This window comes from Streptomyces sp. NPDC087859, assembly GCF_044742595.1.
Lineage (GTDB): Bacteria > Actinomycetota > Actinomycetes > Streptomycetales > Streptomycetaceae > Streptomyces > Streptomyces canus_F.
The window spans coordinates 217364-236676 of record NZ_JBIUUU010000016.1; the positions used below are offsets into that span (position 1 = coordinate 217364).

Annotated in this window: 19 protein-coding genes; 9 read left to right on the plus strand and 10 right to left on the minus strand. The window is 70.7% G+C overall.

What is annotated here, in order from left to right; translation table 11 throughout:
- Positions 1 to 69: 69 nt before the first annotated feature.
- A complete protein-coding gene (locus ACIOHP_RS35525; RefSeq protein ID WP_361551599.1) occupies positions 70 to 450 on the minus strand; it encodes a PPOX class F420-dependent oxidoreductase in 381 nt (126 codons plus the stop codon).
- A 118-nt stretch (positions 451 to 568) separates the two neighbouring features.
- Between ACIOHP_RS35525 and ACIOHP_RS35530 the strand changes: the two genes are divergently transcribed.
- The 3 genes from ACIOHP_RS35530 (at position 569) to ACIOHP_RS35540 (ending at position 3938) form a co-directional block, all read left to right on the plus strand.
- On the plus strand, positions 569 to 1579 hold the full coding sequence (locus ACIOHP_RS35530; protein ID WP_401893830.1) for a hypothetical protein: 1011 nt from the start codon (positions 569 to 571) through the stop codon (positions 1577 to 1579).
- Positions 1580 to 1639: 60 nt separating this feature from the next.
- Positions 1640 to 2458: an SAM-dependent methyltransferase gene (locus ACIOHP_RS35535; RefSeq protein ID WP_361551593.1), complete on the plus strand. Its 819-nt coding sequence runs from the start codon at positions 1640 to 1642 to the stop codon at positions 2456 to 2458.
- Between the two features lie 97 nt (positions 2459 to 2555).
- Positions 2556 to 3938, plus strand: coding sequence for a S1 family peptidase (locus tag ACIOHP_RS35540; protein WP_361551590.1), 1383 nt, complete (start codon positions 2556 to 2558; stop codon positions 3936 to 3938).
- A gap of 112 nt (positions 3939 to 4050) precedes the next feature.
- Here ACIOHP_RS35540 and ACIOHP_RS35545 read toward each other — a convergent pair whose 3' ends face one another.
- On the minus strand, positions 4051 to 4215 hold the full coding sequence (locus tag ACIOHP_RS35545; protein WP_361551887.1) for a hypothetical protein: 165 nt from the start codon (positions 4213 to 4215) through the stop codon (positions 4051 to 4053).
- 137 nt (positions 4216 to 4352) lie between these two features.
- Positions 4353 to 5516, minus strand: coding sequence for an ROK family protein (locus ACIOHP_RS35550; protein ID WP_401893832.1), 1164 nt, complete (start codon positions 5514 to 5516; stop codon positions 4353 to 4355).
- A gap of 170 nt (positions 5517 to 5686) precedes the next feature.
- Between ACIOHP_RS35550 and ACIOHP_RS35555 the strand changes: the two genes are divergently transcribed.
- Genes ACIOHP_RS35555 through ACIOHP_RS35570 form a run of 4 tightly spaced genes read left to right on the plus strand, consistent with a single transcriptional unit; the run spans position 5687 to position 10169 of the window.
- The gene (locus tag ACIOHP_RS35555; RefSeq protein WP_361551584.1) at positions 5687 to 6652 is read left to right on the plus strand and encodes a sugar ABC transporter permease; all 966 of its coding nucleotides are present in this window, start codon (positions 5687 to 5689) and stop codon (positions 6650 to 6652) included.
- 16 nt (positions 6653 to 6668) lie between these two features.
- On the plus strand, positions 6669 to 7601 hold the full coding sequence (locus tag ACIOHP_RS35560) for a carbohydrate ABC transporter permease (RefSeq protein ID WP_401893834.1): 933 nt from the start codon (positions 6669 to 6671) through the stop codon (positions 7599 to 7601).
- Positions 7602 to 7611: 10 nt separating this feature from the next.
- On the plus strand, positions 7612 to 8955 hold the full coding sequence (locus tag ACIOHP_RS35565) for an ABC transporter substrate-binding protein (RefSeq protein WP_401893836.1): 1344 nt from the start codon (positions 7612 to 7614) through the stop codon (positions 8953 to 8955).
- 14 nt (positions 8956 to 8969) lie between these two features.
- Positions 8970 to 10169 (plus strand): Gfo/Idh/MocA family protein, encoded by a 1200-nt coding sequence (locus ACIOHP_RS35570; RefSeq protein WP_401893838.1) that lies wholly within the window; start codon positions 8970 to 8972, stop codon positions 10167 to 10169.
- A gap of 29 nt (positions 10170 to 10198) precedes the next feature.
- Here the strand turns inward: ACIOHP_RS35570 and ACIOHP_RS35575 are convergent, their stop codons facing one another.
- Both ACIOHP_RS35575 and ACIOHP_RS35580 read right to left on the minus strand, forming a co-directional pair.
- Positions 10199 to 10897: a L,D-transpeptidase family protein gene (locus ACIOHP_RS35575; RefSeq protein WP_401893839.1), complete on the minus strand. Its 699-nt coding sequence runs from the start codon at positions 10895 to 10897 to the stop codon at positions 10199 to 10201.
- A gap of 110 nt (positions 10898 to 11007) precedes the next feature.
- On the minus strand, positions 11008 to 12375 hold the full coding sequence (locus tag ACIOHP_RS35580) for a PLP-dependent aminotransferase family protein (RefSeq protein WP_401893841.1): 1368 nt from the start codon (positions 12373 to 12375) through the stop codon (positions 11008 to 11010).
- Positions 12376 to 12437: 62 nt separating this feature from the next.
- On the opposite strand from ACIOHP_RS35580, the gene ACIOHP_RS35585 reads away from it, so the two are divergent.
- Positions 12438 to 13823: a pyridoxal phosphate-dependent decarboxylase family protein gene (locus ACIOHP_RS35585; protein WP_401893843.1), complete on the plus strand. Its 1386-nt coding sequence runs from the start codon at positions 12438 to 12440 to the stop codon at positions 13821 to 13823.
- Here the strand turns inward: ACIOHP_RS35585 and ACIOHP_RS35590 are convergent.
- Both ACIOHP_RS35590 and ACIOHP_RS35595 read right to left on the minus strand, forming a co-directional pair.
- Positions 13795 to 15078: an MFS transporter gene (locus ACIOHP_RS35590; RefSeq protein WP_401893845.1), complete on the minus strand. Its 1284-nt coding sequence runs from the start codon at positions 15076 to 15078 to the stop codon at positions 13795 to 13797. The genes ACIOHP_RS35585 and ACIOHP_RS35590 overlap by 29 nt on opposite strands.
- Before the next feature lie 58 nt (positions 15079 to 15136).
- Positions 15137 to 15925 carry an SDR family NAD(P)-dependent oxidoreductase gene (locus ACIOHP_RS35595; protein WP_401893847.1) on the minus strand — a complete coding sequence of 263 codons (789 nt, stop codon included), beginning with the start codon at positions 15923 to 15925 and terminating at the stop codon, positions 15137 to 15139.
- Between the two features lie 51 nt (positions 15926 to 15976).
- Between ACIOHP_RS35595 and ACIOHP_RS35600 the strand changes: the two genes are divergently transcribed.
- The gene (locus tag ACIOHP_RS35600) at positions 15977 to 16513 is read left to right on the plus strand and encodes a hypothetical protein (protein WP_401893848.1); all 537 of its coding nucleotides are present in this window, start codon (positions 15977 to 15979) and stop codon (positions 16511 to 16513) included.
- Between the two features lie 2 nt (positions 16514 to 16515).
- On the opposite strand, the gene ACIOHP_RS35605 is transcribed toward ACIOHP_RS35600, so the two are convergent.
- The 3 genes from ACIOHP_RS35605 to ACIOHP_RS35615 all read right to left on the minus strand — a co-directional run bounded on the left by ACIOHP_RS35605 (position 16516) and on the right by ACIOHP_RS35615 (position 19294).
- Positions 16516 to 17430, minus strand: a complete 915-nt coding sequence (locus ACIOHP_RS35605) for an SDR family oxidoreductase (RefSeq protein WP_401893850.1) — start codon at positions 17428 to 17430, stop codon at positions 16516 to 16518.
- A gap of 146 nt (positions 17431 to 17576) precedes the next feature.
- Complete coding sequence (locus ACIOHP_RS35610; RefSeq protein WP_401893851.1) at positions 17577 to 18206, minus strand: MBL fold metallo-hydrolase; 630 nt, start codon at positions 18204 to 18206, stop codon at positions 17577 to 17579.
- Entirely contained in the window at positions 18206 to 19294 is a 1089-nt protein-coding gene (locus tag ACIOHP_RS35615) for an S-(hydroxymethyl)mycothiol dehydrogenase (RefSeq protein ID WP_401893852.1), read from the minus strand. Before ACIOHP_RS35615 ends, ACIOHP_RS35610 begins: the two co-directional genes overlap by 1 nt.
- Positions 19295 to 19313: the final 19 nt, after the last annotated feature.

Below are 19313 nucleotides of genomic sequence, written 5' to 3' on the forward strand. Positions count from 1 at the left end.
CCGGCCCGCTCAAAGAGCCAGGGGGCACGGACCGGCCGGTCCGTGCCCCCTGGCCGTGTTCCGCGTCCGTCACAGCGTGACGCGGATCCCGACCGTGCCGTTCACGCCTCGCCGCAGCCGGCTGCCGAGGAGGCTGAGCCGGCCGGTGATGCCGTACTTGCGGGCGATGAGCCTGCGGTAGTGGGCAGTGGTCCCGGCGTCGCAGATCTCGGCGGTGGCCCGGACCGGGTCGCCGGTGGGATTGCCGCGCAGGTCGCAGGGGCCGACGAGGACGTCGGCGCGGGCCCGGATCCGCTTGACCTTCCAGGAGTCGGCGACCGTCCACACGCCGAGGGCGTCCCCGTCGCGCACCACCCATACCGGGGTGGGAACCGGGCTGCCGTTCTTGCGGTAGCTCGTGATCAGCAGGTACTTCCCGGCACCGAGCCGGTCCAGCGGCGTGTCGCTCATGGCGGGGAGTCTAGGCAGAGATCATCGGGCCGGTGCCTCCAGGGCGCGAACAATTCGGTTCACCTCTGGTTTCGTCCGGGGGATGCTGGTGGTGACGCACCGGACAGGGGGCTTCTCAGTGACCTGGAAACCTGGGGACGGCGCACGGGACACGCTGGAGGTCGTGTGCGACGAGTCGGGGTCGGACGGGGAGAACCTCACCGGCGGCAACACCGACGTGTTCGCGCACGGCAGTGTGTCCATGCCGACGGAGGTCGCCGCCGCGTACGTCCAGGAGGTCCGGGACCGGATCCGCTCGCCCGCCACCGAGTACAAGGCCAACCATCTGCTGCGGGAGAAGCACCGGGACGTCCTGGAGTGGCTGCTCTCGCCCTCGGGCCCGCTCGACGGGCACGCCCATGTCCACCTCACCGAGAAGGCGTACTTCGTCGTGGACCGGACCGTCGACCTGCTGCTCGGCGACGGGACGGAGGCGCTCGCCCTGTACCGGCTGGGGCGGCGGGAGTTCGGCGAGGAGCGGTGGCGGGACTTCCTCGACGCGGCCAACCGGCTGCTCCGGGTACGGGTCAACGGGGAGGCGGAGGGTCCCGTCGACGGGTTCTTCCGCACGGTGGACGACCTGCGGCGCGCGCATCCCCGCAGGGAGATCCTGGAGCGGCTCGCGGCGGCCCGGTCCCGCGCCGACGCCTACCGGGCGCGCCTGCTCGAAGGGCCGCCCGTGATCCCGGTACTCAATCCGCTGCTGCCCGCCATCGTGCACACGGTCGCGCACTGGAGCACCGGCGGGCGGACCGTGCGGGTGGTGCACGACCGGCAGAACATGCTCACCGAGCAGCGCATCGCGTGGATCGAGGAGCAGGCGGCGCGGGCCGGGATCGGGTTCGCCGGTCTGGAGCTGGCGCAGGCGCGCTGGGACCCGCGGATCCTGCTGGCCGACTTCCTCGCCGGGATCGCCCGCAAGCTGGCGTCCGACGAGCTGAACGGGCGCGCGGACCCGGCGCTCATCGCGTTGCTGCGCCCCTTCGTGGGGCCGACGTCGGTGTGGGGGGACGCGCGCAGCCGGGCCTCGCTCGCGGAAAACACGGAAAGTGCCGCAGCCCTCTCACCAAACATCAACACTGCCGTCTAGATTGCCGGTTGACGTCGTAAGCCAAGTACTCCACCAGGCATTCCAGGAGACCCGAGCCCTGTGACGGACGCCGAGGACCTCGCCGCGACCCTGCGCCGGCGGATCAACACGCTACAGCCGCACACGGCGCGGATCTGGAACTACTGGCTGGGCGGCGGGGACTACTACGAAGTCGATCGCGCGGCGGGTGACCGGATCCGTGAACTGCACCCGGGCATCGGCGAGTACGCGCGCGCCGACCGGTTGTTCCTGGGGCGCGCGGTGCGCCATCTCGTCGCGGAGGCCGGGATCCGCCAGTTCCTCGACATCGGCACCGGGCTCCCCACCGCGGACAACACGCACGAGGTCGCCCAGCGCCTCGCACCGGCGTCACGGATCGTCTACGTCGACAACGACCCGCTGGTCCTGGCCCACGCCCGTGCCCTGCTCACCAGCACGTCCCAGGGGGCGACCGACCATCTCGACGAGGACCTGCGCAACGTGGAGCAGATCCTCCAACGGGCCGCCCTCACGCTGGACTTCACGCGCCCGGTCGCCCTGCTGCTGCTCGGCGTGGTCATCTTCATCGACGACGAGGAGGACCCGTACGGCATCGTGCGCCGGCTCATGGACGCGTTGCCGTCCGGCAGCCATCTCGTGCTGTCGCACACCGTCGTCCACCCGTCGATGCCGGACGTCGACGAGGCCGTGCGGTTCTGGAACGCGCACGGCACGCCCCGGCTGACCCAGCGCCCGCCCGAGGCGGTGGCCCGGTTCTTCGACGGACTCGACCTGCTGGAGCCGGGGGTGGTGTCGTGCTCACGCTGGCGTCCCGAGCGTGAGCACGGCGCCGAGCCGCGGCAGGTGGCCCTGTACGGCGGAGTGGGGCGCAAGAGGTGAACGCGGGCGCCCCGGGCCGCGTATGACAGGGGGGTGCTCGACTACCGGAGCGCCACGCGGTGTTGATGCCGTGCTGTTCGGGGTTCGGGAGCCATGCATGAGGCACGCACGACGACGGATGGTCCGGCGAGTGACACGGCTGGCCGCCGTCGGCGGACTCCTTCTCGGCTCGGTCATGGTCACACGCGCCATGGCGAGCGAGCCCCCGGACGCCTCCGCCCTGCCGCGTACGACCGCGCAGTCGGCCTCCGCCACGGGCTCCGACCTGGTGTCGCGGCTCGGCACGTCCCGTACGGCGGGCTCCTGGATCGACTCCGAGGGGCGCCCGGTCGTCGCCGTCACCGACAAGGACACGGCTGCCCAGGTACGCAAGGCGGGCGCCACCGCGAAGGTGGTGCGGCACAGCATGGACGACCTCAAGTCGGCGACCGGCACGCTGCGTTCGGCGCCCCGGGTGGCCGGGACGTCCTGGGCCGTGGACTACCGGACCAACGAGGTGGTGGTACGGGCCGACAGCACCGTCTCGGCCGCCGACTGGTCCCGGATGACCGAACTGGCCGAGAACATCGGCGGCTTCGTCCGCATGGAACGCACCGAGGGCACCTTCACGACCCGTATCAACGGGGCGCAGCCGATCCTGTCGACCGGCGGGCGCTGCTCGGCGGGCTTCAACGTGACCAACGGGCAGAGCGACTTCATCCTCACCGCCGGGCACTGCGGGCCCACGGGCTCCGTCTGGTTCGCGGACAACCGGGGCCGGACGCAGATCGGCAAGACCATCGAGCAGAACTTCCCCGGCGCGGACTTCTCCCTCGTCCAGTACGACGGCGGACGGGCGGGGGACGGCGCCGACGTCGTGGCGATCGGCAACGGCAACGGCGTACGGATCACGGGCGCCGCCGACCCGACGGTGGGGCAGCGGGTGTTCCGCAGCGGCAGTACGAGCGGACTGCGCGACGGTACGGTCACGGCGCTGAACGCGACGGTGAACTACCCCGAGGGCACGGTCACCGGGCTGATCGAGACGAACGTGTGCGCCGAACCCGGGGACAGCGGTGGGCCGATGTTCTCCGAAGGGATCGCGCTCGGTGTGACGTCCGGCGGGAGCGGTGACTGCACGACGGGCGGGACGACGTTCTTCCAGCCGGTGACGAAGGCGATGACTGAGCTCGGGGTCCAGATGATCGTGTCGCAGCAGCAGGCGGGGGCCGGACAGCAGGGTGCCTCGCCGGCGCCGTCCGCGGCGGCCACACAGGGCGCGATCGCCCCCGGCGCGGCCTCGCCGGGCTCCTCGGCTCCCGCTTCGGGCGTCGGCACGACCACGCAGACGCTGCTGGCCCGGCTCACGGACACCCGGAACATCGGTCCGGGGCTGTTGGTGATCGGGGGCAGCATGATCGCGCTGGTGGCGACGCGGTACATCCGCGCCGAGCAGGACCGCAAGGCGTATCAGCGGTACTACTCGGCGACCTGGGGCTGAGATGACGTGAGGTGGTGGCTGCCCCGGCGTCGGCCGCCGGGGCAGGGAAAGCGGGGCATGAAAAAGGCACCCGTGCGAGCGGGTGCCCTCGATGATCTGCCGAGTGGAGGCGTCAGACCTGCTGCGGGGCCGCGGCGGCCCACTCCAGGACGAGCCGCCGGTATTCCTCGCGCTGCTCGCCGCTCAGTGTCCCGCCCGACCGGAGCCACAGGGCCCTGATCTCCTCGTTGACCTCGTCAGCCGTTCTATCGAAGGCGGATTCAACAGTGGTGGACATGATGTGAAGCATACGGCTCCGGAGGTGAAGGCCGCGTGAGTAAGTACGAGTAATTCGGGCATTTCGGACCGTGTCGCTGATCACGTGCATCTGGCAGGCCAGGTGGGGCAGTTCGGACACCCCGACCGTGGCGGAACTCACGCTTCCGCCGTCCCCAGCACCAGCACCTGGATCGCCAGGACGGCCGCCCCGCGGGCCCAGTCGTGAAAGTCGGACACCTTGGTCTCCAGGTCGACGGGGGCGGCCAGCGGGTGCCGTCCGGCGCGGACGGCCTCGGCCACGGACTTCCCGGCGACGTCCATCAGACCGACCCCTTCGCCGGCGAGCAGGATCTTCTGCGGCATCGCGAAGTTGGAGATCTGCGCGACCAGGGTGCCGAGAGCACGCGCGGCCTCGTCGATGACCCGGGCAGGCATGGGCTCGCCCGCGGCGGCGAGGGTGAGGATCTCCTCGTAGCTGTGGTCACGGCCGGTGGCGGCGTGCACCTGGTAGCGGATGTTGGGGATGGTCAGCAGCGAGACGGCACTGCCGCGTTCCCCCTCGGGGGTGAGCGGGCCGTTGGGATTGACGATCCAGTGCCGCCCGAAGCCGCGGTCCTCCTCGGCGTAAGGCACCCTGCGCCCGCCCAGTACCAGGCCGTAGCCGAGGCCGGCGCCGATGGTGAGGACGACGAAGCGCTCCAGTCCGCGCCCGGCACCGAACCAGGTCTCGGCCTCGACCAGGGCGGCGACGTCGTTCTCCAGCACGACCGGCAGCCCCGTGCGCTCCTCGACCAGTTCGGCGAGCGGCACGTCCCGCCAGTGCAGGAACGGGGACTCCCCCACAACGGCACGCCGCCGGACCAGGCCGCCCACGCCGATGCCGATGCCGGCGAGACGTGAGCCGTGCGCACGGGCGAGTTCGTCGGTCATCTCCGCGAGCAGGTCGGCGACTTCGGCCGGGTCATGGGTGGCCAGGGGGCGGTCGTGGCGGGCCACGATGTCGCTTCTGAGGGTGGTGACCACGCCGTAGACCATGTCGTCGGTGATCTTGAAGCCGATGAAGGAACGGGACTCGACGACCACGTCCAGCGGCTGTGAGGGGCGACCGGTACGCACCTCGGCAGAAGCCCCCGCTTCGGGGACCTCGATCAGCAGGCCCGACTCGATCAGGGGTTTGGTGAGCCGGGTGAGGCTGCCCGCGGACAGGTCGAGACGCCGGGCGAGCTCGGTGCGCGAGAGCGGTCCGTTGACGAGCACCTCGATCGCCACCGAGCGTTCACCGGGGCTCAGTGGATGCCAGCTGGCGGCTACTGCGGTCATGCAGGTCAGTCTCCCCCATCAGGTTTCTTTCGTGATGAAACCAATAAGACCACTCTACGTCACTCCAGGTGGCCTGGAAAAGATGTTTGCACGCCCCTTGACGGCTGGATTCTTTCGCCACAAAAGTAAGTGGCCCGAGGACGAGCCGCCGCAGACGAGGGAGTCTCCCGATGACCATCGCCTCCAGCAGCCCCCCGTCGCGTCTGCCCCTGGGCAGCGCCGAGGAGGCAGCGACGAAACCGAGGACGCGCAAGGCGCGGGCCCGCGAGGGCGGGGGCGACGGACGGCTCGCCGCGGTGTTCATCGCACCGGCCCTGCTGGGCTTCCTGGTCTTCCTGCTCTGGCCGACGCTGCGGGGCATCTACCTGAGCTTCACCCGCTTCAACCTGCTGACCCCCGCGGAGTGGGTGGGCCTCGACAACTACACGCGGATGGTCCACGACCCCATCTTCTGGGACTCGTTGCAGGTGACCGTCGAGTACGTGTTCATCAACATCGGCATCCAGACGGTCTCGGCGCTCGCCATAGCCGTCCTCCTGCAGCGGTTGACGCAGTCGGCGATGCTGCGCGGGATCGTGCTCACGCCCTATCTGATGTCCAACGTGGTCGCGGGCATCGTCTGGCTGTGGATCCTGGACACCCAGCTCGGCATCGGCAACGAGATCATCGCCGGGCTCGGTTTCGACCGCATCCCGTTCCTGGCCGACGAGACCTGGGCGATCCCGACGATCGCCCTGATCAATGTGTGGCGGCACGTCGGGTACACCGCGCTGCTGCTGTTCGCGGGCCTCCAGGCCATTCCGAACGACATGTACGAGGCCGCGAAGGTGGACGGCGCGAGCGAGTGGCGGATGTTCTGGCGGATCACCATGCCGCTGCTGCGGCCGGTCCTCGCGGTCGTGCTGATCATGACCGTGATCGGGTCGTTCCAGGTGTTCGACACGGTCGCCGTGACGACCAACGGCGGTCCGGCGAACGCCACCAACGTGCTCCAGTTCTACATCTACGGCGCCGCGTTCGGCCGCTTCCAGTTCGGCTACGCCTCCGCGATGTCGGTGGCCCTGCTGGTCGTCCTCAGCGCGATCACCTTCCTGCAGTACCGGCTCACCCGGGCCGGCCAGACGGATCTCGGCTGAGAGAGGAGACACCGACATGGCTGCTGTGACCGCGCCGACCGCACCTGCGGCGCCCCGTACCCGTCCTGTCCGACGCCGCCCCTCCCTGGGACGGGTCGTGGCCTGGGTGGCGATGGCCGCGATGATCCTCGTGACCCTGCTGCCGTTCTACTGGATCCTGCGCACCGCGCTGTCCTCGAACACCGCCCTCGCGGCCCACCCCGGCGACCCGCTGCCGGTGGACTTCACCACCGGCGGCTTCGAGCGGGCGCTGGGCCTGCAGTCCACCGAGGAGGCCATCGCCCAGGGCGGCTCCGGCGGCGGACTGAAGTTCTGGCGCTATCTGATCAACTCGGTCGTCGTCTCGACCCTGATCACCGTCTGCCAGATCTTCTTCTCCGCCATGGCCGCCTACGCCTTCGCCCGGCTGCGGTGGCGCGGACGGGACAAGGTGTTCGGGCTGTTCCTGGCCGGCCTGATGGTCCCGGCCATCTTCACCCTGCTGCCGAACTTCGTACTCATCAAGCAACTCGGCCTGGTCGACAACCTGTTGGGCATCGCCCTGCCGACGATGTTCATGACGCCGTTCGCGGTGTTCTTCCTGCGCCAGTTCTTCATGAACGTGCCCCGGGAGGTCGAGGAGGCCGCCCTGCTCGACGGCGCCGGCAAGATCAGGATCTTCTTCCGGGTGATGCTGCCGATGGCGTCCACACCGATCCTCACCCTCGGTGTACTGACGTACATCACCTCCTGGAACGACTACTTCTGGCCGCTGATGGTGTCCTACAGCGACAGCTCACGCGTCCTCACTGTGGCCCTCGCCATCTTCCGGGCGCAGACCCCGCAGACCGGCTACGACTGGTCCGGCCTGATGGCGGCCACGCTCATCGCGGCCCTCCCGATGCTGGTCCTCTTCGGTGCCTTCGCGCGCCGCATCGTCAGCACCATCAGCTTCACCGGCGTCAAGTAAGGGGACCGGAATGCGAATTCGTACCGTAGTGGCGGTGTCCGGAGCCCTGGCCCTGACCCTGGTGTCCGGGTGCGCGCAGGGCGGCGCGGCCGGGTCGGGCGCGAACACCGTGACGTACTGGCTGTGGGACGCCAACCAGCTGCCCGCCTACCAGGCCTGCGCGAAGGGCTTCGAGAAGGAGAACCCCGGCCTCGACGTCAAGATCACACAGATGGGCTGGGCCGACTACTGGACCAAGCTCACCGCGAGCTTCATCGCCGGCACGGAGCCGGACGTGTTCACCGACCACATCCAGAAGTTCGGCCAGTTCGCCGACCTCAAGGTGCTCGAACCGCTGGACGACCTCGGTATCGACGACTCCGCCTACCAGGCCGGCCTGGGCGCCAACTGGACGGGCCAGGACGGCCATCGTTACGGCGCACCCAAGGACTGGGACACCGTCGCGCTCTTCTACAACCAGAAGATGGTCAAGGACGCCGGGCTCACGGCCGACGAGCTCAACACCCTCGCCTGGAACCCGCGGGACGGCGGCACCTTCGAGAAGGCGATCGCGCATCTGACCGTCGACAAGAACGGCAAGCGCGGCGACGAGCCCGGCTTCGACAAGAACAACGTCAAGGTGTACGGCCTCGCCACGGGCGGCGCGGGCGACGGCGACGGGCAGACCACCTGGAGCCCGTTCGTGGAATCGGCGGGCTGGCACTACACGGACAAGGCGCGCTGGGGCAGCAAGTACCAGTACGACAGCAAGACCTTCCAGTCGGTGATCGACTGGTACTTCGGCCTGGCGAAGAAGGGCTACCTCGCCCCCTTCACCGACTACACCGACGGCGCCAACCCGGCCAACGCCCAGGTCGCCTCGGGCAGGGCGGCGGCCTCCTTCGACGGCGCCTGGATGATCTCGACGTACTACGGCACCAAGGGCCTGAGGGTCGGCACCGCCCCCACACCGACCGGCCCGAACGGCAAGCGGGCCACGATGATGAACGGCCTCGCCGACTCGGTCACCAAGAACGCCCGCAACAAGGACGGCGCGAAGAAGTGGGTGCGGTACCTGGCCTCCGACGCGTGCCAGAAGACCGTCGGCGGCTACGGCATCGTCTTCCCCGCCACCCCGTCGGGCACCGAGGCCGCCGTGGCCGCGTACAAGAAGAAGGGCATCGACGTGTCCGCCTTCACCGAACCGGTCACCGACAAGAAGGACTCCAGGACCTTCTCCTTCCCGATCACCGACTACGCGGCGGACGTCTACGCCCTGATGCGCCCGGCCATGCAGGACGTCTTCGCCAACGGGGCCCCCGTGAGCGGCCTGACCGAAACCAACGACCAGATCAACTTCATCCTCGGCCAGTGAAAGGCACTTACTCCATGACGTTCTCCCTCGGCATCGTCGGCGCCGGGCAGTTCTCGGGCCAGTTCGCGAAACTGTTCCTGGCCCATCCCGGCGTCAGCGACGTCTACGTCACCGATCTCCTCCCGGAAAGGGCCGAGCAACTCTCCGCCGCCGAAGGCCTGTCGGGCACCTTCCCCTCGTACGAGGCGATGCTGGAGTCGAAGGCGGTCGACGCCGTCGCGATCTTCACCCAGCGCTGGACACACGGCCCGCTCGTGGTGCAGGGCCTCAACGCCGGCAAGCACGTCTATTCCGCGGTACCCATGGCCATCACCACGCAGGAGATCGCGGCGATCATCGACGCGGTCCGGGCGACCGGACTGACGTACATGATGGGCGAGACCAGCCAGTACAACCCGGCGACGGTGCACGCCCGCAACCAGATCGCGGAGGGCTCCTTCGGGCGCATCTTCTACGCCGAGGGCGACTACGTCCACGACATGGACCTGGGGTTCTACGAGGCGTACCAGTACAGCGGCGGCGAGAACTGGAAGGCGACCGCCAGCTATCCCCCGCTGCTGTACCCGACGCACTCGGTGGGCGGTGTGCTCGGCGCCTGGCAGACGCACGCGGTGAGCGTGTCGGCGATCGGGGTGGCCGACGACCGGGACGACGGCGTCTTCGACAAGGACGTCAGCCAGTTCGGCAACGACATCTCCAACGCCACCGCGCTGTTCGAGGTGGCGGGCGGCGGATCGTTCCGGACCAACGAGTTCCGGCGGGTCGGGTATCCCTCCCACATCCGGGAATCCCGTTTCCGCTTCTTCGGCACGGAGGGGAGCATGGAGCAGCTCGCCACCTTCGCGCTGTGGCAGGACAAGAACGGGGTGAAGGACATCAGCGAACTGCTGGAACCCAAGCCCACCCTGCCCCCTGACGACCCGTCACTCCAGCACATCGCCCCGGACCTGCGGGCCGCCTTCACCTCCGGCTCGGCCCCCGTGCACGACCGGTCCCGGCTGCCCCGGGAGTTCGACAACCTGCACAACGGGCACGAGGGCAGCCACCACTTCCTGGTGGACGACTTCGTCACCGCGGTCAACACCCGCACACTGCCGTCGGTGAACGCGTGGGTGGCCGCCCGCTACACCCTGCCGGGCATCGTCGCGCACGACTCCGCGCGGCAGGGCGGGGCGCGGCTGGAGATCCCGGACTTCGGGGACGCGCCGCAGTGATGCGCTGACAGCGAGCCGGGCGCCGACGGTCAGGTGCCCGGCTTGCGGCCGTAGACGAAGACGTCGTCGCCCTTCTTCAGCAGCGACCAGTACTTCTTGGCGGTCGTCTTGGTCATGTTGACGCAGCCGTGGGAGCCCGGCGGGTTCCACATGCTGAGGTTGACCGAGTGGAAGGCCTGGCCGCCGTCGAAGAACTGGCTGTAGGGCATGGGCACGTCGTAGATGTTCGAGACGTGGTCGATGTCGCGCCAGTAGATCTTCTTCAGACCGGTGCGGGTCTCGTAGCCGTTGCGGCCGGTGCGGACGGGCACCGGACCGTAGACGAGGGTGTTGCCGTCCTGGATCCAGCTCAGCTGGAGCGTCAGGTTGACGCAGGCGATACGGCCCTTGTTGGTCGGGCACTTGCCGTCCTTGTTGGGCTTGTTCCCGACGGCCTTCTGCTTGTTCATCAGGTCCATCACGCCCCAGGTGACGGCGCCCGCGTAGCCGGCGTTCGGCGTGATGCCGTGCTTGGTCTGGAAGGCCTGGATGGCCTTGCAGTCGGCGGCGGACTGCTTGCCGTCGACGGGGCGGCCGAGGAACTTCTCGACCTTCTTCTGGTACGGCCCGGTCTGTGTGGTGCAGGCGGTGGCCGCCTGCGCGGGCGCGGTGCCCAGCGTGAGGGTGAGTGGTGCGATCAGTCCGGTGATTCCGAGGGCGATGGCCCCTCGTCTGCGTATGTCCCCCATGGCGGGCCCCTCCGTTGGGCTGTGATGTCCTGTGATCTGCCTGCTAGACAGGTGCGCGGGGGCGGCGGTTGTACGCCGGCTCAGGCTGTGACGAAACGGTGAACTTCCCGCTAGGCACAGCGGCGCAGCAGGTGGACCGCGCGGCTGAGGACGTCCGGCGTCGCCGTGAACGGCAGGCGCAGGTGGTGGGTGAGCGTGGTGCGGTCGGCGGCGAAGTGCGGGCCGGGTGTCACCGCGAGGCCCAGCCGGGCGGCCCGGGCCGCGAGGTCCGTCGCCGACGCGGTCGGGCCGAGGTGCGGCCACAGCGACAGACCGCCCTGCGGGAGCGTGTACGTCCATCCCGTGCCGTCGAGAAGTGCGGCGAGGTGGTCGCGCTGGGCGCGCAGCCTGGCCCGGCGGTCGGCGAGCATCTCGTCCAGTCCGTCGCCGAGCAGTTCCGTGGCGATGAGCTGTTCCAGGGGCGGTGGCGACAGCTGTGCCTGGAGGGGGCTCCGGCACAGCTGTCGTACGAGATCGGCGGTGGCGCGGATCCAGCCGACCCGCAGCCCGCTCCACACGGTCTTGCTCGCCGAGCCGATCTGGATCACCCGGGGTCCCGCCAGATGCGGTTCGGTGCCGGGCTCGGTTCTCAGGTCGAGGTCGCGCATGGTCTCGTCGGCGATGACCGTGAGCGGGAGGCCGGCGATCCCGGCGCGGGTCGCGGCGTCCATGTGGGCGCCGGTGGGGTTCTGGAAGTCGGGGATCAGATAGGCGAGCCGGGGGTCGCGGGTGCGTAGGGCGGTCGCGAGGTGGGCGATGTCCCAGCCGGCGTCCGAGGTCACGGGGACGGGGAGGAGGCGGGCCTTGCGGGCGCGCAGGACCGCCAGGGCGCCCGGGTAGGACGGGCTCTCCACCGCGACGGGGCGTCGGCGGTCGGTGTGGAGGTGGTCGAGGAGCAGGGTGAGGGCGGCCTGGGCACCGGAGGTGACGAGGATCTGTTCGGGGCGGGTGGCGAGGCCCTCGCGGGTGTAGCGGTCGGCCAGGAGTTCCCGCAGGCGCGGCAGCCCGGCGGTGGCGATGCCGGAGTCGACGAGGAGGGCCGCGCTGCGTTCGGCGGCCCGGGCGAGGGCGGCGAGATAGGCCTCGTGGGGTGCGGCGGTGAGGGCGAGGGTGAGGTCGAGGTCCGCGTCGCCCGCTCCGCCGCGGTCCAGGGACCAGGGCGTGGTGCGTTCGGTGAGGCGGGCGGGGAGGCGGACGAGGCTGCCGCTGCCGTGCCGGGTGTGCAGCCAGCCGTCGTCCCGCAGCAGGGCGAGGGCGGCGACCACCGTGCCGCGGCTGATGTCGAGGACGCGGGCGAGTTCCCGCTCGGACGGCAGTCTGGTCCCGGCGGGCAGCCGCCCGTCGACGACCGCCTCGCGTACGGCCGCCGCCAGCGTCCGGGCCAGTGGGCCTCGCCGGTCGCGCCAGGTGCCGAGGGCGGCGGCGAATCCCGTGGTCATCGGTCCAGTTTGCCCCAAGTGGACCAGGCCGTGGACGGCCGCGCCCTCCTACGCTGCCCCTCATGCACCGAACTCTCGCCGACGACCTCTCCCGGCTCCCCGAACTCCTCCAGTCCGCCCGCGACCTCGCCGCCCGTGAGCTGGCCGGTCTGCCCGAGCGGCCGGTCGTCCACCTCGGCAAGGCGCCCGACCGCGAGGCCCTGCCGGCCGGGGGCGCCGGGGCGCAGGGTGCTCTCGCGCGGTTCGCCGAGCGGTGGGCGCCCGGCTTCTCGGGCTCGGCGGGGCCGCGCTACCTCGGCTTCGTCACGGGCGGCGCGACGCCCGCCTCTCTCGCCGGGGACTGGCTGACCGGCGTGTACGACCAGAACGGCTCGGGGGCGGCGGGGTCCTGGGCGACCGCCCTGGAACGGGAGACGGTGAGCTGGCTGCGCGCGCTGTTCGGACTGGGCGAGGCGCACAGCGGGGCGTTCGTCACGGGGGCGACCGCGTCCAACACCGTCGGGCTCGCCATCGCCCGCGAGTGGCTGGGCGAGCGGCTCGGCGTGTCCGTGTCGCGCGACGGGGCGGCCGCTCTCGGCCCGGTCCACGTGCTGTCCGGCAGCCCGCACTCCAGCATCGGCAAGGCCCTGTCCGTGCTCGGCATCGGCCGCGACCGGCTGCGGTCCGTGCCGGTGCTGTCCGGCAACCGGGAGGCCGTCGACGTCGCCGCGCTGGACTCCGCGCTGTCCGCGCTGGACGGCCGCCCCGCGATCGTGGTGGCCAACGCCGGCACCGTGAACACCGTCGACTTCGACGATCTGCGGGCCATCGCCGCGCTCCGGGAACGGCACGACTTCTGGCTGCACGTGGACGCCGCGTTCGGCGGCTTCGCCGCGCTCTCCCCGTCGTACGCCGGTCTCGTGGAGGGTCTCGACGCCGCCGACTCGGTCTGTGTCGACCTGCACAAGTGGCTCAACGTGCCCTATGACGCGGCCGTCCAGTTCACCCGCCGCCGGGATCTTCAGGTGGCGGTCTTCCACAACGCGTCGCCGTACCTCGGACTCCCGGTCGGCGAGCCCGACTTCGTGCATCTCACGCCCGAGAACTCCCGGCGGCTGCGGGCCCTTCCGGCGTGGTTCTCGCTCATGGCGTACGGACGTGACGGGCATCGCGAGATCGTCGAGCGGAACGTGGCACTGGCCCGGGAACTCGGCGAGCGCGTCGCCGCGACGCACGGGCTCCGCCTGCTCGCCCCGGTCCGGCTGAACGTCGTCTGCTTCACCCTGGCCGACGATCCGACGCAGGAGCGGGTCGACGCGCTGGCGCGGGCCGTGGCGGCCACCGGCGAGGCGTTCGTGACACCGACCGTGTACGACGGGACTCCCGGGCTGCGGGCCGCGTTCAGCAACTGGCGTACGTCCGCGGCGGACGTGGACCGGATCAGCGGGGCTGTGGCGCGGGCGCTGTGACCGGGGTGTGCCGCGGGAGTTCACGCCGGGTGCGGACCGGGGAGAGGAAGACCGGCAGGAAGGCCGCCGTCATCAGCGCCCCTCCCACCCACAACGTGACGCGTACGCCGACGAGTTCGCCGAGCACGCCCGACACGGCGGCGCCGATCGCGAGCGCTCCGGTCAGGACGAAGCGGTAGGTGGCGTTCATACGGCCGAGGAGTTCGTCCGACGTCATCCGCTGGCGCAGACTGACGCCGAGGACGTTGTCCGTGCCGGTCTTGAACAGGACCAGGGTCCATCCCAGGCCGGCGATCCACAGCCACGGGCCGCGGTCGATGAGCGGCACGAGCAGGGCGGCGGGCGCCAGGATCGCGCCGACCACTCCGAGCGTGCGGCCGTGGCCCAGGCGTGCGGCGAGGGGGCGGGCGCAGCGGGCGCCGAGCAGCAGGCCCAGTCCGCCCGCAGCCCAGAAGAGGCCCAACGCGCTCGCGGGGAGGTCGAGTTCGCGGACGAACAGGAGGGGGAGCATGGTGTTCACGACCTGCATGCCGAGGTTGATGAGGGCGGCGGTGAGGGCGAGGGCGCGCAGTTCCGGGTTGCGGAAGACGTGTCGGAGGCCTTCGGCGATCTCCGCCTTCAGCGTGGTCTTGCGGTTCCGGCTTCGGCGGCTCTCCTCGCCCCGGATCATGGTGAGTTGGAGGGCGGAGGCCAGATAGGTGAGCGCGGCGCACACGACGGCCACCGGAGCGGTGAGGAACTGGACCAGGGCACCGCCGGCGCCGCGGCCCGCGACATTGCCCACCGCCTGCAGGCCGACCAGGGCGGCGTTGGCGGGTACGAGGGCGTCGCGGCCGACCAGGCTTGGCAGGGTGCTCTGGGAGGCGACGTCGAAGAAGACGGTCGCGGCGCCGTTCAGCAGGACGACGGCGTACAGCTGGCCGAGGGTGAGGGTGTCCGTCCACCAGGCGAGCGGGACGGAGGCGTACAGGACCGCGCGGGCCAGGTCCGCCACGATCAGCACCCGGCGGTGCCGCATCCGGTCCACCCAGGCCCCGGCGGGCAGCCCGAGGAGCAGGAACGCCAGCGTGCTGAGGGTGGCCAGCGCACCGACCTGTCCGGGTCCGGCGTCCAGCGCGGTGACGGCGAGCAGGGGGACGGCGACGTAGCTGACGTTCGTTCCGAGCTGACTGAGGGTGCTCGCGGCGAACAGGACGCGGAAGTCGGCGGTACGCCAAGGGGAGTGAGGCAGGGTGTCGGGCTGGGTGTCGGGCACACGAGAACGCTGCCCGACACCGTCTAGGAAGGACAAGTGAAAAGATCTACAGCTAGTGTTAAGCGTTCCTACGCAGTTGGCGGAAGCCGGAGTCGACCGCGGTGATCCCGCCGTCGACGGGCAGGGTGGCTCCGGTGATCCAGGACGCGTCGCGGGAGGCGAGGAAGAGGATGGCGGCGGCGATGTCCTCGGGTTCACCGACGCGCCCCAGGGGATACAGCTCGCGCGCTCTTGCCAGGTCTCCCTCGCGGCCCTCCCATGCGGTGGTGCGGACGGTGCCGGGGGCGACGAGGTTGACGCGGACGCCACGGGGGGCGGCGTGTCCGGCGAGGGTGCGGGTCAGGGAGCCGAGGCCTGCCTTGGCGGCGCTGTAGGCGTGGTTGCCGAAGTCGGTCAGGCCGTTGACGGAGCCGACGTTGACGATCGCGCCGCGACCGGAGGCGGCCAGGTGCGGGAGGGCCGCCCGGCAGCAGCGGTAGGCGCCGGTGAGGGTGATGTCGAGGTCGCGGGTCCACTCGTCGTCCGGTTCGTCCTCGAAGAGGGGGGCGTCCGGGGTGCAGTGGCAGGCGTTGTTGACCAGGACGTCCAGCGAGCCGAAGGCCCCGACGGCATGACCGACGGCCGCCTCCACGTCGGCCCGGTCCCCCACGTCGCACCCGAACGCCCGGGCCACCAGGCCCTGTTCGCGCAGGGTCGCCGCGGTCTGCTCGGCCGCGGGCACGTCGATGTCGGTCACCAGCACCCGCGCGCCCTCCTCCGCGAACCGCCGCGCGGTCGCGGCGCCGATGCCGCGCGCCGCGCCGGTGATGAGAACCCCGTATCCCTCGAAGCGTGTTGTGTCCGTCATGGGATCGCACCGTAGCGCCCTGTCGATCAACCGGGCAGATACCGTGCGCCCATGTCCGCGTTCATACAGCAACTGCCCGCGCTCATCGGCGTCGTGATCGGGGCGCTCGGCTCCTACATGGCGGTCGTCCGCAGCGACGGTGCCCGCTTCCGCCGTGAGCAGACGGCCCGCTGGGAGGAGCGGCGGCTCGCGGTGTACTCCGACTACGCGCGCACGCTGAAGCGGAGGGTCACCCTGACGTACCGGATAGCGTCCCACTTCGGCAACGACCCGCATCCGCATCCCCTCTCCCCCGAGGAGGCCGCTCCCCAGCTTGCCGAGGCCACACTCGCCCAGGACCCGACCTGGGAATCGCTGCTCATGCTGGGGAGCCCGGAGGCGGTGGAGAAGGCACGGGTCTGGGTCTCGGTGGTGATCGAGATGGAGCAGTTCCTGCGCGACGAGACGCGGGATCCCGAGGCATGGCAGGCGTTGATGGAGCGGCAGCGTGCCGGTCGCGCCGACTACTACACGGCCGTACGCGACGACCTGGCGCTGCCACCGGGCCACTCGGCGCGATGGCAGCTGCCGTCGGTCCGGCAGCCCTGATGTCAGCGGTAGCCGGTGGTGTCCGCCGGCTTGCCCGCGTCCTGGACCTCGACGACATAGCGCCAGGCGTCCGGGCGGCTGCCGTCGAGGTCGGTGAAGCCGTAGGTCCGGGCGAGGCCGCCGCTGGAGAGGGACTGGCCGTTGAAGCGGGCCACGTCGGGGTCGGCGGCGAGGGCGGCGACGGCGCGGCCCACATAGCGCGGGGTCTCCGAGATGGCGAAGTGGGGGACGCGGTCGAGGGCGTCGCGCCAGTTGTCCTCGCCCACCCCGAAGTGCTCCAGCATCATCTCCGACCGGAGCCAGCCCGGGGTCAGCGCGACGGCGGTGGCTCCGCGCGGACCGAGTTCGTGGCCGAGGGAGAAGCCCATCCGCAGGACGGACGTCTTGGCGAGGTCGTAGAAGAAGGAGTTGCGGTAGGTCGCGCCGTTGTACTCGGCGGTGCCGTCCGTCATCTCGACGACCAGTCCCCCGGGGTTGCGCAGCAGCAGCGGCAGGGCGTGGTGGCTGGTGATCGCGTGGGTCTCGACCGCGAGGCGCAGCAGCCTGAGCCCGTTGTCGAGGTCGTGCTCCCAGACGGGGCTCTCCCACTCGAAGAGTTTCTCGCCGCCCCAGATGTTGTTGACGAGCACGTCGAGACGGCCCTCGGCGTCCGCGATCCGGTCGACGAGGGTGCGGACCTGCGCCGGGTCGAGGTGGTCCGCAGGTACGGCGATGCCCGTACCGCCGGCCTCGCTCACCAGGTCGGCGGTGTCCTCGATGGTCTCGGGGCGGTCGTACTCCGAGCGCCGGTCCCGCGTGCTGCGCCCCGTCACATAGACGGTGGCGCCGGCCGCCCCGAGTTCCACGGCGATGCCTCGCCCGGCTCCTCGGGTCGCTCCGGCGACCAGTGCGACCCTGCCCTTCAGCGGCTGTGACATGTCCGGCCTCCCGTGTTGTCGTCGTCGATTCCACGGTGCCGGGTAAGCCGGACATCTTCTGTCACCTTTTTCGCCGGGTCACCGGGATCCTCTCCGGCGTCACCCGACCGCGCGGCTGCACGGCGAGGTGCGGCGCCACGCGCTCGTCAGTGGCCGCGCGCGATCCACTCCTCCAGATGCGGGGCCTCCGCGCCGATGGTCGTGGCGTCACCGTGGCCGGTGAGGACCTTCGTCTCCGGCGGCAGGGTGAGCAGCCGGTCGCGGATCGAGTCGACGATCGTGGGGAAGTGCGAGAAGGAGCGGCCGGTGGCGCCGGGGCCGCCCTGGAAGAGGGTGTCGCCGGTGAAGACCGTCGCCAGGCCGGGGTCGTGGAGGCAGACCGCGCCGGGGGCGTGGCCCGGGGTGTGCAGCACCCGCAGGTCGGCGCCGGCCGCCTCGATCACCTGGCCGTCCTGGAGGTGGGCGTCGGGCTCGCGGTCGGGGTGGGTCTGCTTCCACAGCGGCAGGTCGTCGGGGTGCAGCCAGATGGTGGCACCAGTGAGGTCGGCCAGGGCGGGCGCGGCGTCGATGTGGTCGTTGTGCGCGTGTGTGCACACGATGGCGGTCACCCGGCGCTGCCCCACGGCGGCGGCGATCGCCTCGGCGTCGTGCGCGGCGTCGATGACGATCACCTCGTGGTCGTCGCCGACGATCCACACGTTGTTGTCGACGTCCCAGGTACCGCCGTCGAGGCTGAACTGTCCGGACGTCACGAGGCGTTCGATGCGGGCGGTCATCAGAACACCACCACCGAGCGCAGGACGTCGCCGCCGTGCATCCGCTCGAAGGCCTTCTCGACCTCGTCGAGCCGGATCGTCTCGGTCACGAACGCCCCGAGGTCCAGGCGGCCTTGGAGGTGGAGGTCGATCAGCATCGGGAAGTCGCGGGAGGGCAGGCAGTCGCCGTACCAGGAGGACTTCAGCGAACCGCCGCGGCCGAAGACGTCCAGCAGTGGCAGCTCCAGCTTCATCTCCGGGGTGGGCACACCCACCAGGACGACGGTGCCGGCGAGGTCGCGGGCGTAGAAGGCCTGCTGGTACGTCTCGGGGCGGCCGACCGCCTCGATGACGACGTCGGCGCCGAAGCCGCCGGTCAGCTCACGGATCGCCTCGACCGGGTCGGAGTTCTTGGAGTTCACGGTGTGGGTGGCGCCCATCGAGCGCGCCGTGTCCAGCTTGCGGTCGTCGATGTCGACGGCGATGATCCGCGCCGCACCCGCCAGCCGGGAACCGGCGATCGCCGCGTCTCCCACGCCACCGCAGCCGATCACCGCGACGGTGTCCCCCCGGCCCACATTGCCGGTGTTGATGGCGGCGCCGATCCCGGCCATGACCCCGCACCCCAGCAGCCCGGCCACCTGCGGCGCCACGCTCGGGTCCACCTTGGTGCACTGTCCGGCCGCGACCAGCGTCTTCTCCGCGAACGCCCCGATTCCCAGCGCGGGCGAGAGCTCCTGTCCGGTCGCGGCGAGCGTCATCTTCTGCGAGGCGTTGTGGGTGTTGAAGCAGTACCACGGGCGCCCCCGCAGACAGGCCCGGCAATTCCCGCACACGGCACGCCAGTTGAGGATGACGAAGTCACCGGGAGCGACATCGGTGACGCCCTCGCCGACCGCCTCCACGACACCCGCCGCCTCATGACCGAGCAGGAACGGGAAGTCGTCCGAGATCCCGCCCTGCTTGTAGTGCAGGTCGGTATGACACACCCCGCAGGCCTGCACCTGTACGACCGCTTCCCCCGGGCCGGGGTCGGGCACCAGGATCGTCTCCACCCGGACCGGCTCGTCCTTGCCCGGTGCGATCACGCCGCGAACTTCCTGCGCCATGGTGGTGAACCTTTCCTTC

Excerpts from the sequence above, each read along its gene's own strand:
- ACIOHP_RS35610 (WP_401893851.1), bottom strand. The coding sequence starts at position 18,206 with ATGACCGCCCGCATCGAACGCCTCGTGACGTCCGGACAGTTCAGCCTC.
- ACIOHP_RS35615 (WP_401893852.1), bottom strand. The coding sequence starts at position 19,294 with ATGGCGCAGGAAGTTCGCGGCGTGATCGCACCGGGCAAGGACGAGCCG.
- ACIOHP_RS35550 (WP_401893832.1), bottom strand. The coding sequence starts at position 5,516 with ATGACCGCAGTAGCCGCCAGCTGGCATCCACTGAGCCCCGGTGAACGC.
- ACIOHP_RS35575 (WP_401893839.1), bottom strand. The coding sequence starts at position 10,897 with ATGGGGGACATACGCAGACGAGGGGCCATCGCCCTCGGAATCACCGGA.
- ACIOHP_RS35600 (WP_401893848.1), top strand. The coding sequence starts at position 15,977 with ATGTCCGCGTTCATACAGCAACTGCCCGCGCTCATCGGCGTCGTGATC.
- ACIOHP_RS35560 (WP_401893834.1), top strand. The coding sequence starts at position 6,669 with ATGGCTGCTGTGACCGCGCCGACCGCACCTGCGGCGCCCCGTACCCGT.
- ACIOHP_RS35545 (WP_361551887.1), bottom strand. The coding sequence starts at position 4,215 with ATGTCCACCACTGTTGAATCCGCCTTCGATAGAACGGCTGACGAGGTC.
- ACIOHP_RS35525 (WP_361551599.1), bottom strand. The coding sequence starts at position 450 with ATGAGCGACACGCCGCTGGACCGGCTCGGTGCCGGGAAGTACCTGCTG.
- ACIOHP_RS35580 (WP_401893841.1), bottom strand. The coding sequence starts at position 12,375 with ATGACCACGGGATTCGCCGCCGCCCTCGGCACCTGGCGCGACCGGCGA.
- ACIOHP_RS35540 (WP_361551590.1), top strand. The coding sequence starts at position 2,556 with ATGAGGCACGCACGACGACGGATGGTCCGGCGAGTGACACGGCTGGCC.
- ACIOHP_RS35565 (WP_401893836.1), top strand. The coding sequence starts at position 7,612 with ATGCGAATTCGTACCGTAGTGGCGGTGTCCGGAGCCCTGGCCCTGACC.
- ACIOHP_RS35595 (WP_401893847.1), bottom strand. The coding sequence starts at position 15,925 with ATGACGGACACAACACGCTTCGAGGGATACGGGGTTCTCATCACCGGC.
- ACIOHP_RS35585 (WP_401893843.1), top strand. The coding sequence starts at position 12,438 with ATGCACCGAACTCTCGCCGACGACCTCTCCCGGCTCCCCGAACTCCTC.
- ACIOHP_RS35570 (WP_401893838.1), top strand. The coding sequence starts at position 8,970 with ATGACGTTCTCCCTCGGCATCGTCGGCGCCGGGCAGTTCTCGGGCCAG.
- ACIOHP_RS35555 (WP_361551584.1), top strand. The coding sequence starts at position 5,687 with ATGACCATCGCCTCCAGCAGCCCCCCGTCGCGTCTGCCCCTGGGCAGC.
- ACIOHP_RS35605 (WP_401893850.1), bottom strand. The coding sequence starts at position 17,430 with ATGTCACAGCCGCTGAAGGGCAGGGTCGCACTGGTCGCCGGAGCGACC.